The organism is Ruoffia halotolerans (genome assembly GCF_014049385.1).
Classification (GTDB): domain Bacteria; phylum Bacillota; class Bacilli; order Lactobacillales; family Aerococcaceae; genus Ruoffia; species Ruoffia halotolerans.
Genome location: NZ_JACAOA010000031.1, coordinates 1 through 20,036 on the forward strand (window position 1 = coordinate 1; position 20,036 = coordinate 20,036).

The following is a 20,036-nucleotide window of genomic DNA, read 5'->3' on the forward strand; positions in this document are numbered from 1 at the left end:
TTTTTATGCAGATTTTTGACTCATTAGATTTCAATTAAAATTATTAGTGTTATAATAGAATATATTTCAAGAAACGAGGTTGAATTATGATTATAATGAACAGAAATACAAGTCCAATTTCAGCCATTAAAAAAGAATATATGGATGAAGTATATAACAGAACAGTGTTTCAAGATTATCCGGATGTTGAATTAGGACAACTAAAAGATATTTACGCTAAAGATAATAATTTAAATGTAGATGAAATTGAATTGGCTAGTGGTGCAGATGAGTGGATCCAGAAAACCTTTATCACTTTAGGTCAAAAAGGTATTATGACAATCACTCCAGATTTCTTTATGTATAAAGATTATGCTGAGCAACTACAATTACCTTTTTATGAGGTAGAGAGCGAAGCGGATTATTCATTTGATTTTGACAAGATAGTTAAAGCAATTTATCAGAAAAAACCGTCTTTATTCATACTATCTAATCCTCATAATCCAACGGGATTAATGTTCAAAGAAGATGAATTACAAGCAATTGCGGATGCGATGGAAGCAATGCATGGATATTTTGTCATCGACGAAGCATATATTGAATTCGGTAAAGAATACGCACGCCCAGATGGTGAGCATGTATTAATTATTCGTACTTTAAGTAAAATATACGGATTGGCTGGCTTAAGAATTGGAATTATTATTGCCAAAGGGGAGACTTACGATAAAGTTACTCGAATTAATCACCCTTATCCTTTAGATCACGTAGGGATGAATTTAGCGAGTATCTTTCTAGAAGATAAAGCATGGGTCAAGGAATACGCCAATTATCAACTAGAGTCTCGTGATATGCTAGTTGAAGCCTTTAAACAAGTTAATCAAGTGATGAGTGTGAATGATAGTTACACCAATTTTGTGTTCACCTATGGAGAAAGAGCATTGAGTTTAGGTCGCTTTCTAGAAGAGAATGGTTTTTCGGGCCGATTTTATGAAGAAGATAACTTAAAAGAGACAGTCCGTTACTCGATTATTAAGCACGAAGATTATCCTAGATTAAATGGACTTATTGAAGAATGGCTAAAAATTCAAACTATAAAAAAATAATATAAGCACATAAAACAGGTCTAGTGGTGGATATTCAGAAATAATAAACATAAATCCTTGCAATTAAAATGATTAAAGTATATTATGATTATATTAGAAAATGATTAAAGGAAAGAGAGAGCTATGCATAACTTACAAAATAATAACATTATTATTATTATTAAGATCAGGACTTGAACCTTAGATTAAAAATCTAACGTGTTCCAGTCCTATTCGTGTAAGCTATGAATGGGTCTTGAGTAATAGTCATCCATTCATTGAATGGATGACTATTTTTTTTGTTTAATCAGGAAAGAAGTGATGAGCCATAGACAATGACATTTCAGATATTATAAATATTACTTTTTTTACAATCCCTTATCATTCAAACAATACAGGAGGAATATTATGAATTTCAAAAAATTAGGTTTAAGTCTTTTAGCCGGTGTCACTTTATTTGCCTCATCATCAAACTTATTAGCCTTAGCACAAGAAGAAAATGAGACAGTAAAAATTGGAGCTAACATGGAAACATCTGGTTACTCAGCATCTTATGGGCAAGCAATGTACGAAGCTTTACAATTAGCTGTTGAAGAAGTAAACAATGAAGGTGGGCTTTTAGATGGCCGTGAAGTAGAAATCATTCATTATGACAATAAATCAGATAAGACCGAAACAGCTTCAGTTGCAACTCGCTTGGTTGAAGAAGAGGCAGTAGCTTTAATTGGACCGGGTGCAACGGATTTAGTATTAGCACAAAATCCCGTGGCAGAACAATCTGAAGTTCCAGCGGTCATTCCAGCAGCAACAGCAGATGATTTAACAATGGATCAGAACGGGAACGTATTAGATTGGGTATTCCGTCTTGCGTTCTCATACACTTACCAGGCGAATGCTGCCGCTCGATTTGCAACGGATGAACTAGGTGCACAAAAAGCAGTTGTCCTAGTAGACCAGTCAAATGATTACTCTGTAGGACAAGCAGAACCATTCATTAAAGAATGGGAAGCGTTAGGTAATGAAGTTGTATTGGAAGAATCTTATACGAGTGGTGATACAGATTTCTCAGCTGTCCTAACGACTTTAATGGCGACTGAATTCGATGTTATTTATTTACCAGCCTTTTATACTGAAGGAGGCTTAATTACTAAACAAGCTAGAGAGATGGGTCTAACTCAACCGATCTTAAGTGGACACGGATTTGCAAGTGATGCCTATGTAGAGTTAGCAGGTGCAAGCAATGCAACAGATGTATACTTTACGTCAAACTTTTACACAGGAACTGAAGAAAAAGCAGGTAAAGCATTCGTAGAAGCTTATGAAGCAAAATTTGGGAAAACGCCAGACACTTTCGGAGCACTTGGATATGATGGAGCAAAATTATTATTTCAAGCGATCGAAGATGCAGGATCTACTGACCGAACAGCGGTGAGAGATGCTATCGAAAATATGGAAACCTTCACGGGTGGAGTTACTGGGGAGTTTTATATTGATGAAGAACATAACGCCGTTAAACCAGCACCAATGTTACATTTAGTTGATGGAGAAGTTGCAGATATTTATGAAGTTGACGGAAGTTCTAATGAATAATTAGGATAATATATAATTAGCCTCTCCGATGACAAAGTTTGTCACTCTGTAGAGGCTTTTCTTTTTATGCAATATAAGCATTATTTATGAAAATGAAATTAAGATAATAATAGCATATATTATATTAATTTTATGCTCATATTTGATTTTTATTTTTAATGGTTTCTGATATAATGTATAAATGAATATATCACCCCCGTGTAAGTTACACTCTGGTGGTGGTATTATTTATCGTTATGAACTAAGTTGTGAATATTATTTTTTAATATCACTCAGTTTGTAATATGATTCTAATCGAAATTCGATCACTAGGATTTCGATATTATATCCCATCATAAATTATGATGTAATTAATAAGGAGGAAAAAATCGTGGCAAAGTATATCTTGAAACGCGTCGGACACAGTCTATTGTCATTATTTGTCATTGTAACTGTTACTTTTTTTCTAATGCGTTTAGCACCAGGTAACCCTTTTGCAGCTGAACAGCAAGTGGTTACACCACAAATTCAAGAGCAATTGAATGAAGCCTACGGACTAAATGATCCATGGTATGAGCAATACTTTACTTATGTAAAGAATGTTGCAACACTCGATTTTGGAGAATCGATGAAATATCGAGGACGCTCAACGAATGATATGATCGCAGAAAGTTTCCCTGTATCTGTGACACTGGGAGCATCTTCACTGTTATTTGCGATTGGCTTTGGTGTATTATTAGGCGTTCTTTCGGCAATGTATCACAATAAAGCAGGTGATTATATTGCGACAATCGTTGCCGTATTAGGAATTTCAATTCCATCATTCGTTCTAGCTGGACTCATGCAATATCAGTTAGGACTTCAATTAGGTTGGTTGCCAATCAGTGGTTGGAAATCTAACATGCATGTCATATTACCATCACTCGCACTTGGGTTAGGGTATATGGGGAACATAGCTAAGATGACCCGGTCAAGTTTATTAGAACAAAACACATCCGAGTACGTGAAATTAGCAAAAGCTAAAGGGTTAAAAAAATGGGGAATCGTTTTTAAACACTCATTGAAAAATGCCTTGCTACCCGTCGTAACATATTTAGGACCATTAACTGCGGGTATATTGACAGGTAGTTTTGTTATTGAAAATATCTTCGCAATACCTGGTTTAGGACGTCACTTCGTCCAAAGTATTAATAACCGTGATTATACTCTAATTATGGGAATTACGGTATTCTTTGCGATTGTATTATTAATCGCTGTATTAATCGTTGATGTTTTATATGTATTCTTAGATCCACGTATTCAATTGGAAGGAGATGACAACTAATTATGACTGAAGAACAAGTGCTTTCACAAAAGAATTTTGAAATCGTTGGTGGACGCGAAGAAGATACGGACGTCTTAAGTGAGAAGTCAATCTCTTTCTGGGGCGAAGTTATGCGTGCCTTTATTCGTAACAAACTAGCAATTGTAGGTATAGTAATTTTGGCTATTATTGCAATTATGGCTATATTTGTACCAATCTTGTCACCGTATGATTATGCTGAGCAAACAGGAGTGTATAACTCTCCGCCGACAGCAGAATTTTGGTTTGGAACAGATAATCTTGGACGTGACGTATTCGTACGTTCATGGGTAGGGGCAAGAATTTCTCTACTCATTGGTATTTCTGCTGCGATTATTAACTTAGTTGTAGGGGTTGTTTACGGAAGTGTTTCTGGATTAATCGGAGGTCGCGTTGATAATATTATGATGCGTATCTGTGATATCTTAAACTCTGTTCCAGAACTATTAATCATTATTTTATTACTAGTTGTATTACAACAAGGTTTAGTACCAATGATTATCGCATTGTCGCTAACTGGTTGGATTCGTATGGCTCGAATTGTTCGTGCAGAAGTGATGTCATTGAAAGCTCAAGAGTATGTTCTAGCATCTAGAACACTTGGTGCATCAGCAGCTCACTTAATCCGCCGACACTTAATACCTAACGCAATGGGATCAATTATTGTAACGATGACGTTACAAATTCCTGCTGCAATTTTTAACGAGGCTTTCTTAAGTTATATTGGACTAGGTGTAACACCACCTTTAGCAAGTTGGGGGACTATGGCTTCAGAAGGTAACGAAGCAATCCTAACAGCACCATGGAGACTATTATTCCCTGCATTATTAATTTCAATTACTATCTTTGGATTTAATGCTGTTGGTGATGGTTTACGTGATGCGCTTGACCCTAAATTACGGAAGTAAGGTGATATAAATGACAGATAAATTATTAGAAGTTAAAGATTTGCATATCTCTTTCAAAACGTATGCTGGTAAAGTACACGCGGTTCGTGGGGTTAATTTTGAACTGAAAAAAGGTGAAACCTTAGCCATTGTTGGTGAATCTGGATCAGGTAAAAGTGTGACAAGTAACGCAATTATGCGTTTAGTACCACAACCACCAGGAATATATGATCAAGGAGAAATTATATTTGATGGTAAGAATATTTTAGAATTAAGTGAAGACGAAGTTGCTCAAATTCGCGGGAATGATATCGCGATGATCTTTCAAGATCCAATGACAGCTTTAAATCCAACAATCAAAATTGGGCATCAAATTACAGAAGTATTTAATATTCACCGTAAAGATATTAGCAAAGCTGAAGCGAAAAAACGCGCGATTGAATTACTAACATTAGTTGGAATTCCGTATCCTGAAGAACGCTTTGAACAATACCCACATGAATTCTCAGGTGGTATGAGACAACGGGTTGTTATAGCGATTGCTTTAGCAGCTGAGCCTAAATTGCTTATTGCAGATGAGCCGACAACAGCCTTAGACGTAACAATTCAAGCTCAAATCTTAGAATTAATGAAAGAAATTCAACAAACAACAGACACTGCAATTATCTTTATTACCCATGACTTAGGGGTAGTTGCGAATGTTGCTGATAAAGTGGCTGTAATGTATGCAGGTCAAATCGTTGAATATGGTTCTGCTAATGAAATTTACTATAATCCAAAACACCCTTATACATGGGGCTTACTAGGTTCAATGCCGGACTTAGATAGTAATAATGAAGAGGTTTTATACACAATTCCAGGAGCACCACCAAACTTAATTGACCCACCAAAAGGGGATGCGTTCGCACCGCGTAATCGTTTTGCTTTAGCGATTGATTATGAACAAGAACCACCATTATTTAAGGTGAATGACGAACATTATGTTAAGTCTTGGTTAATGCATGAAGATGCACCACATATTCCAGTTCCTGAGATTATTCAGAATCGTATCGATCGTTATACATCACAAACGAAAGGAGATGCATAATTGATGGAGAGAAAAAAATTACTAGAAGTTAAAAACTTAAAACAATATTTTGGTAAGAAAAAGAATCCAGTTAAAGCAGTAGACGGCATTTCTTTCGATATCTATGAAGGTGAAGTATTAGGTCTTGTTGGTGAATCAGGAAGTGGTAAGTCGACAACAGGTCGTTCAATTATTGGTTTATACAACATTACTGATGGAGAAATCTATTACGATGGTAAACTCATTAGTGGAGATAAATCTCACGATGAAGCGAAAGAATTAGCAACAAATATTCAAATGATTTTCCAAGATCCGTATGCGTCTTTAAACCCGCGTATGACGGTTGGAGAAATTATTAGTGAAGGTTTCGATATTCATGGACTATATAAAAACAGCCAAGAACGTTTAGACCGTATCTCTGAATTGTTAACATCGGTAGGATTGAACTCTGAACATGCAGGACGTTATGCACATGAATTCTCAGGTGGACAAAGACAGCGTATCGGGATTGCCCGTGCTCTAGCTTTAGAGCCTAAATTCATTATTGCTGACGAGCCAATTTCAGCGCTTGATGTTTCGATTCAAGCACAAGTTGTTAACTTGATGAAGCAATTCCAACGTGAACAAGGATTAACTTACTTATTCATTGCCCATGATTTATCAATGGTTAAATATATCTCAGATCGTATTGCCGTTATGTATCGTGGTAAAATCGTTGAATTAGGTTATGCTGATGAGATTTATAACAATCCTGTGCATCCTTATACAAAATCATTGCTTTCAGCCGTACCAAAACCTGATCCAATTAGTGAAAGTAAGCGTCAACGAGTCGCTTATTCTCATGAAGAAGTTCTTGAAGAAGAATTAGCTACGCATGAAGTTGGGCCAGAACACTATGTATATGCTGCTAAGACAGATGTAGATAGATGGGTAGGACAACAGACAACGATTTAATTTAGTTTTTAAACACAGGCATCACGTTGATGCTTGTGTTTTTTTGATGATTAAATATGAAAACATTAAAGAATAACTGTTTATTCATTAAATTCTGGTTTTATTTAATTTAACAGTTGGCTTTCAATTCGCAAGTTGTTTGAATAATTTCGAAATAATTAATAAGTCAAAGAATAAGAGATAAAATTACTTCAAGATAACAACGAGATTGGACAAATTGGAAGCCTAATTATCTGAGAGTAGTTGAACCGCACTTATGAGACAATTTAGTGAACGTATAGCTAACTTCGCTGTCTGAGCGTTAACAAAAAAGAGTGAATAAATCCTATTTGGCCGTGTAGGGGAGTTAACTTGAGTGGTACCGCGGAATAAACCCCGTCTCTATCGTTGTATTTGTACAGCGATAGAGACGGGGTTTTTTTAATACCATCAAAGTTTAATCAAAGAATTATTAAGATGAAGATGTATCAGGCTTTGGTGAAGATGATTTATTCAATCACCATGATGAAATGGATATATTAATATGATTACGTTACCAACTAAGATTGAAGAGAAACTAGGACTTCTATAAGTTTTATTAAAAAAGAAGAGGATAGATGGCACTTTGGAGTAATGAATATCATCAGGAAATGTCAAATTCAGCTTAAAAGTTTAATCAATCAATTTTAATCGATATCTGATTATTTGATGCAGATTTACTTGGAAGTATGGCTCATGCCCAGATGTTAGGTAAACAACACATCATAGAATCGGATGCGGCTAAGCAATTAGTAACGGAGTTGTCATCAATGAGCGAAGAATAGGCAAATTAGACACTTCAATTTGATTTAGATAAAGAGCAGAGGACATTTATAGTTTTATCGAAGCGGAATTAACGCGAAGATTAGGAGATATCGGCAAGAAAATACACACAGGCAGAAATCGTAACGATCAAGTAGCTACAGCGATGAAAATATATGCCTTAGATGAAGTTGAGTGGATTATAGAAGTCTTAGAAAAAGTGATACCTGCCTTCACTGATGAAGCACAGGAGCATCTTGAGATGATTATGCCAAGTTACACACACTTACAACGGGCAAAACCGATAACTGATGATCATTCTCTAATGGCTGACGTTGAGATGTTCTACCGAGATTATGGGCGAATTACAGATACTGCCAAACGTATTAAAGAGATGAGCCTTTAGGTGCCGGTGCCTTAGCAACAACAACTTTTCCTCTAGACTGCGCATATACAACTGATTTGCTAGGGTTTAGTAATTATTCAAATTATAGTTTACAAGCAGTGTAGGAACGCGATTATAGTTTTGAATTATTATCAGTATTCTCGATATTAAGCATGCACTTAAGTCGATATTGCGAAGAAGTTACTATTTGGACCTCACAAGAGATTAAGTTTATGACTTTAAAAGATACATTCTCGACGGGTTAATCTATGATACCTCAGAAAAAGACCGCGGATATTCATGAATTATTTAGAGTGAAATCCGGCTGTGTTTTCGGTGATTTAATGAGCGTGTTAACTATTATGAAAGGCATACGTTTAGCATACAATAAAGATATTAAAAAGGAGAAGGAGCGTATATTCGATGCGATTAATACTGTGAATATGATCCTCTCATTACTCCCTTCAATGATTCAAGAAACGATTGCTAATAAGGAAGCAATGTACAAGGCGACAAGTACGGGTTTCATTAATGCAACGGATTGGACAGACTACTTAACAGAGAAAGGCTTACCGTTTCGTGACACGTACCAAGTAACAGGTAATATAATTCAATGCTGTGAAGAAACAAATCAAACCTTAGAAACATTGAGTCTGGCAGAGTATAAAGAAGAGCATGTTATATTCGAATAAGATATTTATGATGCGATCGATTTAACAGCTTGTGTTAAACGCCGACAAGTAGATGGTGGACCTACACTTGAGAAACTACAAGAGCATAGTGATAAGATTAGAAGCTTACTTATTTAAAAATTATATAGCTTGTTAAAGCTTAAAACATGAGTATATTAGCCATTAAAACGCTTAATGATTAAATAAAAATGACAAAACCCCTTGTTAAACTCTAATATATACTGTATATTATTAGATATAAATTAAAAGGAGGAACATAAATGAAAAAGTTCTTACGAGTACTTACATTAGTTAGTTTATTTTTATTAAGCGTCGCGCCGTTAGCACAAACAACTGTATCTGCACAAGATGCTGCAACACTTAACTTATCCCTAGGAGCAGAACCACCTACATTAGACCCTGCTTTAGCAACAGATTCGACATCAGGATCAATCATCCGTAACGTTTTTGAAGGATTAACACACAATAACCATGGTGAAATTGAACCAGGTGTTGCTGAATCATGGGAAGAGAGTGAAGATGGCCTTACTTGGACATTCACTTTACGACAAGATTCAACTTGGTCAAATGGAGACCCAGTTACTGCAAATGATTTCGAGTTTGCATGGAAACGTGCTTTAAACCCTGAAACTGCTTCACAATATGCTTCAATTCTTTACCCAATTGCTGGTGCTGAAGAATTTAACTCAGGTGAAGGCGAAGAAGACGCTGTAGGAGTTACTGCTGTAGATGACTACACATTAGAAGTAACATTAAACAACCCTACACCATACTTCTTAGAATTAACATCATTCTATACTTTCATGCCAGTTCATCAAGCAACAGTTGAAGCTGACGCTACTGGTTGGGCCGCTGAAGCTGGTGAAACATATGTAACTAACGGTGCGTTCAACTTAGATACATGGAACCACAACAGTGACTTAGTATTAGCTAAAAACGCTGAATACTGGGACGCTGATAACGTTGCTTTAGAAACAGTTAATATCCAAATTATCGAGCAAGAATCAACAGCTAACGCTGAATTCCAAGCTGGTAACTTAGATTACTTAGGTACTCCTTATGGAACTGTTTCTCTAGACTCAATCGATATGTACCGTGCTAACGAACAACTAAACACAGTTCCTTACGCAGCAATCTACTGGTACAAATTAAATACGACAGATGAATTAATGCAAAACGTTAACTTACGTAAAGCATTATCATTAGCAATTGACCGTCAAGGTTTAATTGATAACGTAATTAAAGGTGGACAATTACCTGCATTAGGTGTTGTACCTCCAACAATTGAAGGATTCGAAGAAGACCGTGGATACATGCAAGATGCAGCATTCGACGAAGCTAACGAATACTTAGCATTAGCTATGGAAGAATTAGGAATTTCAGATCCAAGTGAAATTACTGTTAGCATTTCAATTAACGACAGTGAAGCTCACTCAACAATTGCTCAATTTATCCAATCTGGATGGGCTACAAACTTGGGAATTAACGCTGAGATTGACTCAACAGAATGGCAAGTATACTTAGACCGTCTAAACGTTCTTGATTACCAAGTAGGACGTATGGGATGGATTGCTGACTTCAATGACGCTATCTCATTCTTAGACATGTACCGTACTGCCGATACTGGTAATAACGATACTGGTTGGGAAAATGAAGAGTACAAAAACTTAATTGATCAGTCTGCTTCAGAAGAAGATCCAGCAGCTCGTACTCAAATGTTATTAGATGCTGAAGCGATTTTCATGGAAGAAACGCCAGTTATCCCAGTATACTACTACACAAGTAACTACGTTATCCAAGACCACGTTCAAAATTTAGAGCCAGATGCTTTAGGTAATGTAAGCTTGAAAGACGTAACACTTTCTGCTGAATAATTCACAAATAAATTAAGGACTAGGTTAACCTAGAAATTTAATAATACCGCTACAAACAATTGTGCTGTTTGTAGCGGTATTTTTGTGTTTGATATCAACATTATAAAGAATTTAGGATATTTAATATTATTGAAGAGTAATCGTATTAAAAAGTTAGAGAATCTATATCAGATGCCATAAGTACTTCACCATTAAACTCTGCTTTAGCTTCGTCTTTCATATTAGAAAAATTACCATCAGAAGGCAAATGTGTCAAAATTAGCGTCTTAACTCGAGCTTTTTGAGCCAACTTACCTGCTTCAGAAGCGCTCATATGTCCCGTGCCAGTGGAATGGATACTGCCTTCAAAGTTTGTTGCTTCACATAGAAATAGATCAGCGTCTTTAGCAAAATCTATTAATGGTTCAAAGTAAGCAGTATCAGCCGAAAACACAAATATCATTCCCTCGTAAGTCACTTTTATGGCGTAGCATGGGATTGTATGAGAAACAGAAAGAAACTCGACAGTCGCTCCAATCAGTGAGTAATCGAAGTTTTCTTCAATGACTTCAAGTTGAGCTTCATTAGCTTGGATAGCTTTCCACATGACGTCAGGTTTATTCGGTGCCAAAGTATATAAAGGCTCCTCAACCCATTTGTTCCTTAATGCTCTGTTGAAGCCATATTGTAAGATGCCATAATCAGCTATGTGATCAAAATGTAAATGAGTCAACAATACGGCATCAATCTCATAAAATTTGATTAGTGTAGATAAGCGACTCATTATTCCGCTACCACAATCAATTAATAAAGTTCCTCTTGGTGTACGTAATAAATAACCAGTTGTAGCACCACCATCTTCCGGTGTTCCTCCCCAAAAACCTAAAATATCTAACCTCAATTTGACACCTCTATTTCAATGATTTTAATCTAATCATAACGCATTCATTTTTGGAAACAATACAATTTACTTAATCTTTACATAAAAAATACAAAGAATTTACAATGCATTGGTATACTTGTTTCTGGACGATAAATGATTTGGCTAAAAAATAAATGAGTTCATTCGCCAAGGTTGGAGGAGAAGACAATCAAACAGATTTTGATATCTAATGATGATGGAGTAAACGCTGAAGGTATAAAAGTAATTGCAAAAGTGATGCAAGCATACGGTCATGTTACAGTTGTAGCACCAGATCGTGAACGTAGTGGTCATAGTCATTCGATTACGACTAAATTACCACTTCGAGCTTCAAAGCTTTCAGAAGAAAGTAATTTAAGTGTCTACAGTCTAGATGGGACGCCAGTAGATTGTATTAAATGGGCACTGGAACGCTTATATTCTGACTCATATCCTGACATTGTCATTTCAGGCATTAATAAAGGGGCGAATGTTGGTCAAGATATTTTCTATTCCGGAACCATTGGTGCTGCAAGAGAAGCTAGCTTGTATGGCATTCCTGCAATATCAATTTCGGCTGGAAGGGATAAGAATGAAAAGGTAGATTTTGCTTGGATTGAAGCATCAATCGAAGCTCTTATGCCAATACTTTTGAATATCGATATACCACAAAACCACATATTAAATGTAAATATACCATCCGTTTTACCATCAGAGGTTAAAGGAGTCAAAGTTGTTGAGATGGATATAGCTCATAAAAGATTTGATTTTAAAGATTATGCAGATACCAAAGGTCATCCTGTTTACTGGATGAATAGTCTTTATCAGACAAGTACGGGTAGTACTCAATCAGATCATTTTTACGTCAAAGAAGGTTATGTTACTGTGTCGCCAATTAATGTTTCAACAAGTGCACGAGAGATGCTTAGTCAGTTGAACGAAATTTTCAATACTATGGAGGAATAATCAATGAAAAAATTTATGAAAAAATTTGCATTAACGTCTTTACTATTTAGTTCTTTATTTTCAGGAAGCGCAGCTGCCTTAGCTCAAGAAACTAATGAAGATTTATCAGGAGAAATTGAATTCTATACATCACAACCTGATGTAGATGCTGAGCAATTAGTAGAAGCGTACAATGAATTATATCCTAATGTAACGGTAAATATCTTCCGTTCAGGAACTGAAGAAGTTGTAAGTAAAATCAATGCTGAGAATACAGCAGGTGAAGTTTTAGCAGACGTTATCTTATTAGCAGATGCTGTAACTTTTGAATCATTTAAAGAACAAGATATGTTATTAGAATATGTTTCACCAGAAGCAGAAAATATCGATGAAGAATTTGTAGATGCTGATGGATTTTATACTGGGACTAAAATTATGACTACTGGTATTGTTTACAATACAGATAATGTAGAAGAAGCACCAACATCTTGGAGTGCATTAACGGATGAAGCTAATGCTGAACAAGTTGTTATGCCAAGCCCATTATATTCTGGCGCTGCTGCATATAACTTAGGAGTATTAACACGTTCTGAAGGATTTGGCTGGGAATTCTATGAAGGATTACAAGCAAATAGTCCAATGATTACAGAAGGTAACGGCGCAGTTATTGAAAACGTTGCGTCAGGACAAAGAAGTTATGGAATGATTGTTGACTATTTAGCAACACGTGCTGTAGCTGATGGATCTCCAGTTGAATTTGTTTACCCTGAAGAAGGTGTTCCTGTTATTACTGAACCAGTTGGGATTATGAGCGCGACTCAAGAGGAAGAAATTGCTCAAACATTCGTTGACTTTATCCTATCTGAAGAAGGGCAAGTGTTACAATCAGAGTTAGGTTATGCGCCAATTCGTTCAGGGGTAGAAGCACCAGAAGGATTAAGAACAGCAGAAGAGTTAGATACTGTATTATCAGCGGACATGAATGAATTATTCCAAAACCGTGATGCAGATAAACAACAATTTGATGAATTATTTGCTGAGTAAGAGAGTGGATTAATTTGAATTCAAATATGAATCAAAAACCTAACCAGAGGAAATCGCCTTTTAGTGCGCTTTCCTCTGTTAGTTTTCAAAGTAAATTATTAATTGTCATATTCTCTATAGTTGTTGTCACATTTTTTATATTGCCCATTGTACGTTTAGCCTTTATGAGCTTCATAGGGGAAGAAGGGCTGACACTATCTTTTTACCAAGATATATTGTCATCAAAACGAACATGGACGGTATTGCGTAATACACTCATCATGATTGTAGGATCAGTAACGATCGCCACAGTTTTAGGTGTCGTCTTTGCTTGGATTATGGCGTATACAGATATTCGTTTTAAAAAAGTGATTCAATTACTTATTCTCCTTCCATTTATTATACCGTCTTATGTCCTTTCTTTAGCGTGGGTGCAGTTCTTTGGGTTTAACGGGATGGTTCAACGGTTCTTTGGTCTTTTTATGGAGGAAGGCTTGTCTTGGAATTTATACAGTATGTCGGGAATTATCGTTGTCATGGGAATTACAACTTTTCCACTGGTGTATCTGTTCACTGTAAACACATTCCGACAAATACCGAGAGAGAATGAATCTGCAGCTCAAATTTCAGGTGCAAGTAAATGGCAGACGTTTAAACGTATCACTATTCCAATGGCTTTACCTGGTATTGCGGGTGGAATGTTTATTGCGTTCTTAGGCAGTCTTGATAACTTTGGTATTCCTGCATTTTTAGGAACACCAGCGAACATTACAGTACTGACGACTTATATTTACCAACAAGTGATTGGATTCGGTGTCACTGCATTTAATCGTGCTGCCGTTCTATCCGTGATACTTGGTGTGATTGCTTTAATTGGTATCGGTTTACAATGGCTTCTGTTAAGAAACTCACGGAGATTAGAAACAGCTAAAATTGATTACGAACCCCGAGTATATTTAGGAAAAAAACGGATGTTAGTAGAGGGTATTATTTTTGTGTTTTTTGCTATTACAACGATACTGCCGTTAATATCTATGATTTTAACACCATTATTACGTGCCTATGGGTTGGATTTCACTCTAGAAAACTTAACTTGGGAGAACTATGAATACATTCTATCAAGTCGGTCAACGACCGATGCCATTTGGGTGAGTTTACGATTAGCATTCGTAACTGCGATAGCAACAATTATTATTGGTACAGCTATAGCGTATTATCGCGTTCGAAAAGCCACACCATTGTCTAGAGGTCTAGAAACGGTCATTACATTACCCTATGCTTTACCCGGAACAGTATTTGCTTTATCTATGATTTTTGCATGGATGGAGCCAATACCAGGATGGAATCCAGGGATATACGGTTCTATTAGTATATTATATATTGCATACATTACGCGCTTTCTAGTTTTACAAGTACGTAGTGGAATCACTTCATTTCAACAAATTGATCCTTCTGTTGAAGAAGCAGCACGCATTGGCGGAAATAATGGTTGGGGTAAATGGTGTAAGATAATACTTCCTTTAATAACTCCGACTGTTATTGGAGGGTCTCTCTTAGTTTTTCTAAGTGCCTTAACTGAGCTTACCGTTTCTTCCTTATTATATTCATCAGATTCTGAAACGATAGGCGTGTCGATATTGAGCTTTCAACAATCTGGTTATACATTATACTCAACTGCATTTTCAAGTTTGATCGTGATATTAATTGTAGTTGGATATGGATTGTTGTCTTTATATCAAAAAATTTGGAACAGAAAGGTAGTAAAGAGTAAATGAGCACAATATTAAAAGATGTAAATAAATTATTTGGAAATTTCCAAGCATTGTATGATATTAATTTAACGATTCGAGAAGGTGAATTTTTAGCCATTCTTGGACCGTCTGGTTGTGGAAAAACAACACTCTTAAGAATGTTGGCAGGGTTCGAGACAACCTCTGGTGGAATTATTGAAATAAATGATCAGATTGTAGCTAATCATAACAAATCAATTCCACCTGAAAAACGCAATGTGAGTATGGTGTTTCAAGGATTCGCTTTATGGCCACACATGACAGTCAGTGAGCATATAAAATTTCCCCTCCAATACGATCAGTTTGCTAGTAAAGAGCTAAAAGAAAATAGTTCTAGAAGAGTGGATGAAGTCTTGGACATTATTGACTTGAAAGACAAAGGGAATAATTATCCTCATGCACTTTCTGGAGGTCAGAAGCAACGTGTTTCTTTAGGTCGTGCAATTGCTACACAGCCAAAGCTTCTATTAATGGATGAACCGCTAAGTGCCTTGGATGCTGAACTTAGAATTGAAATGCGCCGTGAAATCCAAAGACTTCATCAATTAACTAAAGCATCTATTGTATATGTAACGCATGACCAAGGAGAAGCATTAGCAATGGCAGATCGAATTGTTGTCATGAATCAAGGACGAATTGAACAAGTAGGTACGCCTGAAGAGATATACTACCATCCTGAAACTGAATTTGTTGCGACATTCGTAAGTAAGGCAAACTTATTTAAAGGAGAATGGAAAGATAACCAATTCAAGATTCAGGGGAGCGATGTCACTTGGTTAGATGTTGGTATGACAGAAGTGTTGAAAGCAAAGAACATCTATGCGTTAAGACCAGAACAAATTCGTATTAGTAAAAATATAGAAAATCAACTAACAGGTGAAATTCTGACAAGACAATTTCAAGGGAAAGAATATCATTATTCGGTCAATATTAATGGTAAAGTAGTCATAATTCAAAGACCAATTACAGATATATTTGAAGTTGGAGATAGGGTTGGAATTGAGCCAGTTGAATAACTAGCAAGTAAGTTAACAATTCATCACTAATGAATTAACACAAAATTTACATAAAATTGATAGCGGTTGATTGGTGATTGGTATATAATGTTAACGTTATAAAAAAAGGGAGGAATTATCTTATGTTTAAAAATTGGATAAAAAAAGCTGCTTTAACTTTAGCATCTGTAACAACACTTGCTTCAGTAGCAATGCCAGCAGTAGCTGCGCAAGAAACAACTCAAATTGATGAGTTATCAATCGGATTTGTACCATCACGTGATCCGGAAGAAATCGTAACAGCAACAGAACCATTAGAGCAATTATTAATTGACGAATTAGCTACTCTTGGTTATGAAGTAGGTTCAGTAGATATCTCTGTAGGTACTTCATATGAAGCAGTTGGAGAAGGTTTATCAGCAGGGACTATTGATATCGGATTTATTCCAGGTGGAACATATGTATTATATGATGATGGCGCAGAAGTTATTTTAACTTCTACACGTGCTGGTTTAAGTAATGATTCAGACGATCCAGCTGATTGGAATGCGAATGAACCAACTGAAGCAACGGACGAACAAGTAACATATTACCGTGCTATTATGATTGCTGGACCTTCAGAAAAAGGGCGCGAATTAGCTGATAAAGTTAATAATGGTGAAGAATTATCTTTTGAAGATTTAAATTCAGCTAATTGGTCTGTTATGAGTCCATCTTCTTCAGCAGGCTACATTTATCCAACAATTTGGTTACAAGATAATTTCCAACAAAACTTAAGTGATTTAGAAAATGTTGTGCAAGCTGACTCTTACTTAAACTCATTTGCACGTCTAGCTTCTGGTCAAGTAGATATCTTAACAGTATTTGCTGATGGTCGTCGTGACTACGTTGATCAATGGCAATCTGAATTAGGTGGAGAAAATGACATCTGGACAGATACTGATGTTATTGGAGTTACACCAGGTATCTACAATGATACTATTTCAGTAAGTAACAATTCAGAAAATATGTCTGATGAACTTAAATCTGCTTTACAAGAAGCATTCATTAATATTTCTGAGACTGAAGAAGGTAAAGAGATTATCGCAATTTACGCTCACGAAGGATATGAAGTTGCTGAGAGTGCGGACTACGATGTAGAGCGTCAAGCACAAGAAATTTTACGTGAACAATCTAACTAATAACTAATATTATAATAAATATTTGATGGCTAGGATAAATCCTGGCCTTTATTTGCTTGAAGAGAGGTTTGTAAGAAATGATAAAATTTGAAAATGTAAGTAAAAAATATCCTAATGGCGTAACCGCGTTAAAAGATGTGAATTTAACCATCGAACAAGGTGAGTTTGTTGCGATTATTGGTCTATCCGGAGCAGGGAAATCAACATTAATCCGTTGTATTAATCGCATGCACAGTATTTCAGATGGAACACTGACTGTTGATAATGAAGATGTAACTGCCCTAGGCTCAAAAGAATTAAGACGTTTCCGTCGAAAAATTGGAATGATTTTCCAATCATTTAATTTAGTCACTCGAATTAGTGTATTAAACAACGTATTAGTATCGAGTGTGCCAGAGTTATCATTTTGGCGTAAATTAACGGGTAGTTTTACAAAAGAGGATAAAATACGAGGATTGGAAGCTTTAGATAAAGTAGGAATCTTGGATAAAGCATATACGCGTGTAGACCAATTATCAGGAGGTCAACAACAACGTGTAGCTCTTGCAAGAACGTTAGCGCAAAATCCTTCTATTATATTAGCTGATGAACCTGTCGCTTCTTTGGACCCAGTCACAGCTAAAGTTGTTATGGATGATTTTAAACGCATTAATAAAGAAATGGATATTTCAGTATTAATTAATATTCACCATGTTGATTTAGCGTTAGAGTATGCAGATCGTATTATTGGAATTGCAAAAGGGGAAATCGTTTATGATGGTCCATCTAGTGACGTTGATCAAGAAGTATTAAACAAAATCTACCAAAATCAACCTATTGAAGTTGTTGAATCTTCAGTATCACCAGTATAGAGGGGGATTTATTGTGGAAATGAAATTATATGATCGTGTTTTTAAACCCAAAGAAATAGTATTATCTAACGGTAAAAAAATCTATCAAAGAGCGTCAAGAACCCCATTAATTATTTTGTTATTATTAATATTTACATATATTTCAACTAAAGTAACTGAGACCGAATTATCAGTCTTAGCTGAACGTGGGGAACAATTCTTTGTTATTTTGGGACAAATGATTCCACCAAATTGGAGCTATGCAAACAATATATGGAGACCCATGATTGACACTATTCAAATGTCATTACTTGGATCGGTGTTAGGTGCTCTCGTAGCTATACCTATTGCTATGTTATCTTCGTCAAATCTAATTCAAAGTCGTTGGGTTACTGGCTTTTTTAAACTATTCTTATCAATTACGCGGACATTACCAACATTGATTACAGCTTCAATCGCAACATTTATCTTTGGAATTGGAACGACTGCAGGTACTATAGCAATATTCATCTTTACGTTTTCCTATATTGGTAAACTAATGTATGAGAATATCGAAAATATTGATATGGGACCCTTTGAAGCCATGGAATCTATGGGATTATCCAAAGTAGAAGCATTCCGATATGCAGTAGTTCCTCAGATTATGCCAACGTACTTATCCGTATCACTTTTTGCGTTCGAGGGTAACATTCGATACGCCGCAATCTTAGGATATGTAGGGGCAGGTGGAATAGGTTTAATCTTAAATCAAGAATTAGGATGGCGAGATTATGCAAATGCCGGGATGATACTACTAATATTAATGGTCGTTGTATTCATAATCGAACAGATCAGTGAATACTGCCGTCAGAAATTGACTTAGGAGGAGGCACAAGAAATGAATAATATGATTAACAAACAACTTGAGCGTGAACCTAATCGACGAGTATCCTACATTACAATATTCGCTATTTTACTAGCGTTTCTAATATGGTCAGTAACAGGCGTACAATTCAATGGAATTGATAGTCGAGGCTCAACCATTGCTGGAAATATTATAACAGGAATCCTATCTCCAGATTTAGAATTTCTATTTGAATTCTCTGATGAGGGGGTACCATATTTATTATTTGAAACAATATGTATTGCATTTTTAGGAACAATATTTGGATCAGTACTAGCGATACCTGTAGCATTTTTAATGTCACAAAGTATAGTCGGACCAGTCCTCTCCTTTATTACACGTACATTGCTCGTAGTTATTCGAACAATACCATCCTTTGTATATGGTCTGATGTTTATTAGGGTTACGGGACCAGGAGCTTATGCAGGAGTATTAACAATGTCAATTACATCTATAGGTATGGTTTCGAAATTATACTTAGATACTATAGAAGAAATAGATGATGGAATTCTAGAAGCAATGGAGGCTGCTGGATGTAATACTTTTGAGAAGATTAGATATGGAGTTATTCCTCAACTCTTTACAAACTTCTTATCTACAACTATATATCGTTTTGATATGAATTTAAGAGATGCAACAGTTTTAGGTTTAGTAGGAGCCGGGGGTATTGGAGCGCCATTAATATTCGCAATGAACTCATATCGATGGAGTGAAGTTGGTTCGATTTTAATTGGATTAATAATATTGATTTTAGTTATTGAATTTATCTCATCTAAATCCAGAGAGAAATTAGCAAATGGATAATAGCTGACTATATTTAGCCAAGAGAGTTCTCCGGAATTTCCTTGGCTTTTTCTATTCCTTCCATTATATATACAAAAAATAAGTAATAATAAATA

General features: G+C 35.9%; 18 protein-coding genes. 17 read left to right on the forward strand and 1 reads right to left on the reverse strand.

From position 1 onward, the window contains the following. The first annotated feature begins 86 nt into the window (after positions 1-86). The 9 genes from HW423_RS09380 to HW423_RS09415 all read left to right on the forward strand — a co-directional run bounded on the left by HW423_RS09380 (position 87) and on the right by HW423_RS09415 (position 10,610). A complete protein-coding gene (locus HW423_RS09380; protein WP_218931656.1) occupies positions 87-1,082 on the forward strand; it encodes an aminotransferase class I/II-fold pyridoxal phosphate-dependent enzyme in 996 nt (331 codons plus the stop codon). 387 nt (positions 1,083-1,469) lie between these two features. Next, complete coding sequence (locus tag HW423_RS09385; protein WP_218931657.1) at positions 1,470-2,651, forward strand: ABC transporter substrate-binding protein; 1,182 nt, start codon at positions 1,470-1,472, stop codon at positions 2,649-2,651. A gap of 370 nt (positions 2,652-3,021) precedes the next feature. Next, positions 3,022-3,954, forward strand: coding sequence for an ABC transporter permease (locus HW423_RS09390; RefSeq protein WP_218931658.1), 933 nt, complete (start codon positions 3,022-3,024; stop codon positions 3,952-3,954). A gap of 2 nt (positions 3,955-3,956) precedes the next feature. After that, positions 3,957-4,880 (forward strand): ABC transporter permease, encoded by a 924-nt coding sequence (locus HW423_RS09395; protein WP_218931659.1) that lies wholly within the window; start codon positions 3,957-3,959, stop codon positions 4,878-4,880. A gap of 10 nt (positions 4,881-4,890) precedes the next feature. Next, positions 4,891-5,946 (forward strand): ABC transporter ATP-binding protein, encoded by a 1,056-nt coding sequence (locus HW423_RS09400; RefSeq protein WP_218931660.1) that lies wholly within the window; start codon positions 4,891-4,893, stop codon positions 5,944-5,946. After that, positions 5,947-6,879 (forward strand): ABC transporter ATP-binding protein, encoded by a 933-nt coding sequence (locus HW423_RS09405; RefSeq protein ID WP_328803164.1) that lies wholly within the window; start codon positions 5,947-5,949, stop codon positions 6,877-6,879. A 904-nt stretch (positions 6,880-7,783) separates the two neighbouring features. Then, positions 7,784-8,065 carry a lyase family protein gene (locus HW423_RS11215; RefSeq protein WP_328803165.1) on the forward strand — a complete coding sequence of 94 codons (282 nt, stop codon included), beginning with the start codon at positions 7,784-7,786 and terminating at the stop codon, positions 8,063-8,065. 341 nt (positions 8,066-8,406) lie between these two features. Next, entirely contained in the window at positions 8,407-8,736 is a 330-nt protein-coding gene (locus HW423_RS11220) for a hypothetical protein (RefSeq protein ID WP_235956446.1), read from the forward strand. A 260-nt stretch (positions 8,737-8,996) separates the two neighbouring features. Next, positions 8,997-10,610 carry a peptide ABC transporter substrate-binding protein gene (locus HW423_RS09415; protein WP_218931661.1) on the forward strand — a complete coding sequence of 538 codons (1,614 nt, stop codon included), beginning with the start codon at positions 8,997-8,999 and terminating at the stop codon, positions 10,608-10,610. Between the two features lie 145 nt (positions 10,611-10,755). Here HW423_RS09415 and HW423_RS09420 read toward each other — a convergent pair whose 3' ends face one another. Then, on the reverse strand, positions 10,756-11,490 hold the full coding sequence (locus HW423_RS09420; protein WP_218931662.1) for an MBL fold metallo-hydrolase: 735 nt from the start codon (positions 11,488-11,490) through the stop codon (positions 10,756-10,758). A 201-nt stretch (positions 11,491-11,691) separates the two neighbouring features. Here HW423_RS09420 and surE point away from each other — a divergent pair, with 201 nt between their 5' ends. The 8 genes from surE (at position 11,692) to phnE (HW423_RS09460) (ending at position 19,941) form a co-directional block, all read left to right on the forward strand. After that, complete coding sequence (surE, locus tag HW423_RS09425) at positions 11,692-12,456, forward strand: 5'/3'-nucleotidase SurE (protein WP_235956452.1); 765 nt, start codon at positions 11,692-11,694, stop codon at positions 12,454-12,456. A gap of 3 nt (positions 12,457-12,459) precedes the next feature. Beyond that, complete coding sequence (locus tag HW423_RS09430) at positions 12,460-13,479, forward strand: ABC transporter substrate-binding protein (protein ID WP_235956447.1); 1,020 nt, start codon at positions 12,460-12,462, stop codon at positions 13,477-13,479. 164 nt (positions 13,480-13,643) lie between these two features. Then, on the forward strand, positions 13,644-15,233 hold the full coding sequence (locus HW423_RS09435; RefSeq protein ID WP_235956449.1) for an ABC transporter permease: 1,590 nt from the start codon (positions 13,644-13,646) through the stop codon (positions 15,231-15,233). Next, positions 15,230-16,264 carry an ABC transporter ATP-binding protein gene (locus tag HW423_RS09440; protein WP_218931664.1) on the forward strand — a complete coding sequence of 345 codons (1,035 nt, stop codon included), beginning with the start codon at positions 15,230-15,232 and terminating at the stop codon, positions 16,262-16,264. The genes HW423_RS09435 and HW423_RS09440 overlap by 4 nt, the downstream gene beginning before the upstream one ends. A 122-nt stretch (positions 16,265-16,386) precedes the next feature. Then, entirely contained in the window at positions 16,387-17,424 is a 1,038-nt protein-coding gene (locus tag HW423_RS09445; protein WP_218931665.1) for a phosphate/phosphite/phosphonate ABC transporter substrate-binding protein, read from the forward strand. A gap of 77 nt (positions 17,425-17,501) precedes the next feature. Then, positions 17,502-18,275 (forward strand): phosphonate ABC transporter ATP-binding protein, encoded by a 774-nt coding sequence (phnC, locus tag HW423_RS09450; protein WP_218931666.1) that lies wholly within the window; start codon positions 17,502-17,504, stop codon positions 18,273-18,275. Positions 18,276-18,294: 19 nt separating this feature from the next. After that, complete coding sequence (gene phnE, locus HW423_RS09455; protein WP_197103717.1) at positions 18,295-19,116, forward strand: phosphonate ABC transporter, permease protein PhnE; 822 nt, start codon at positions 18,295-18,297, stop codon at positions 19,114-19,116. A 15-nt stretch (positions 19,117-19,131) separates the two neighbouring features. Further along, positions 19,132-19,941 (forward strand): phosphonate ABC transporter, permease protein PhnE, encoded by an 810-nt coding sequence (gene phnE, locus HW423_RS09460; protein ID WP_218931667.1) that lies wholly within the window; start codon positions 19,132-19,134, stop codon positions 19,939-19,941. Positions 19,942-20,036: the final 95 nt, after the last annotated feature.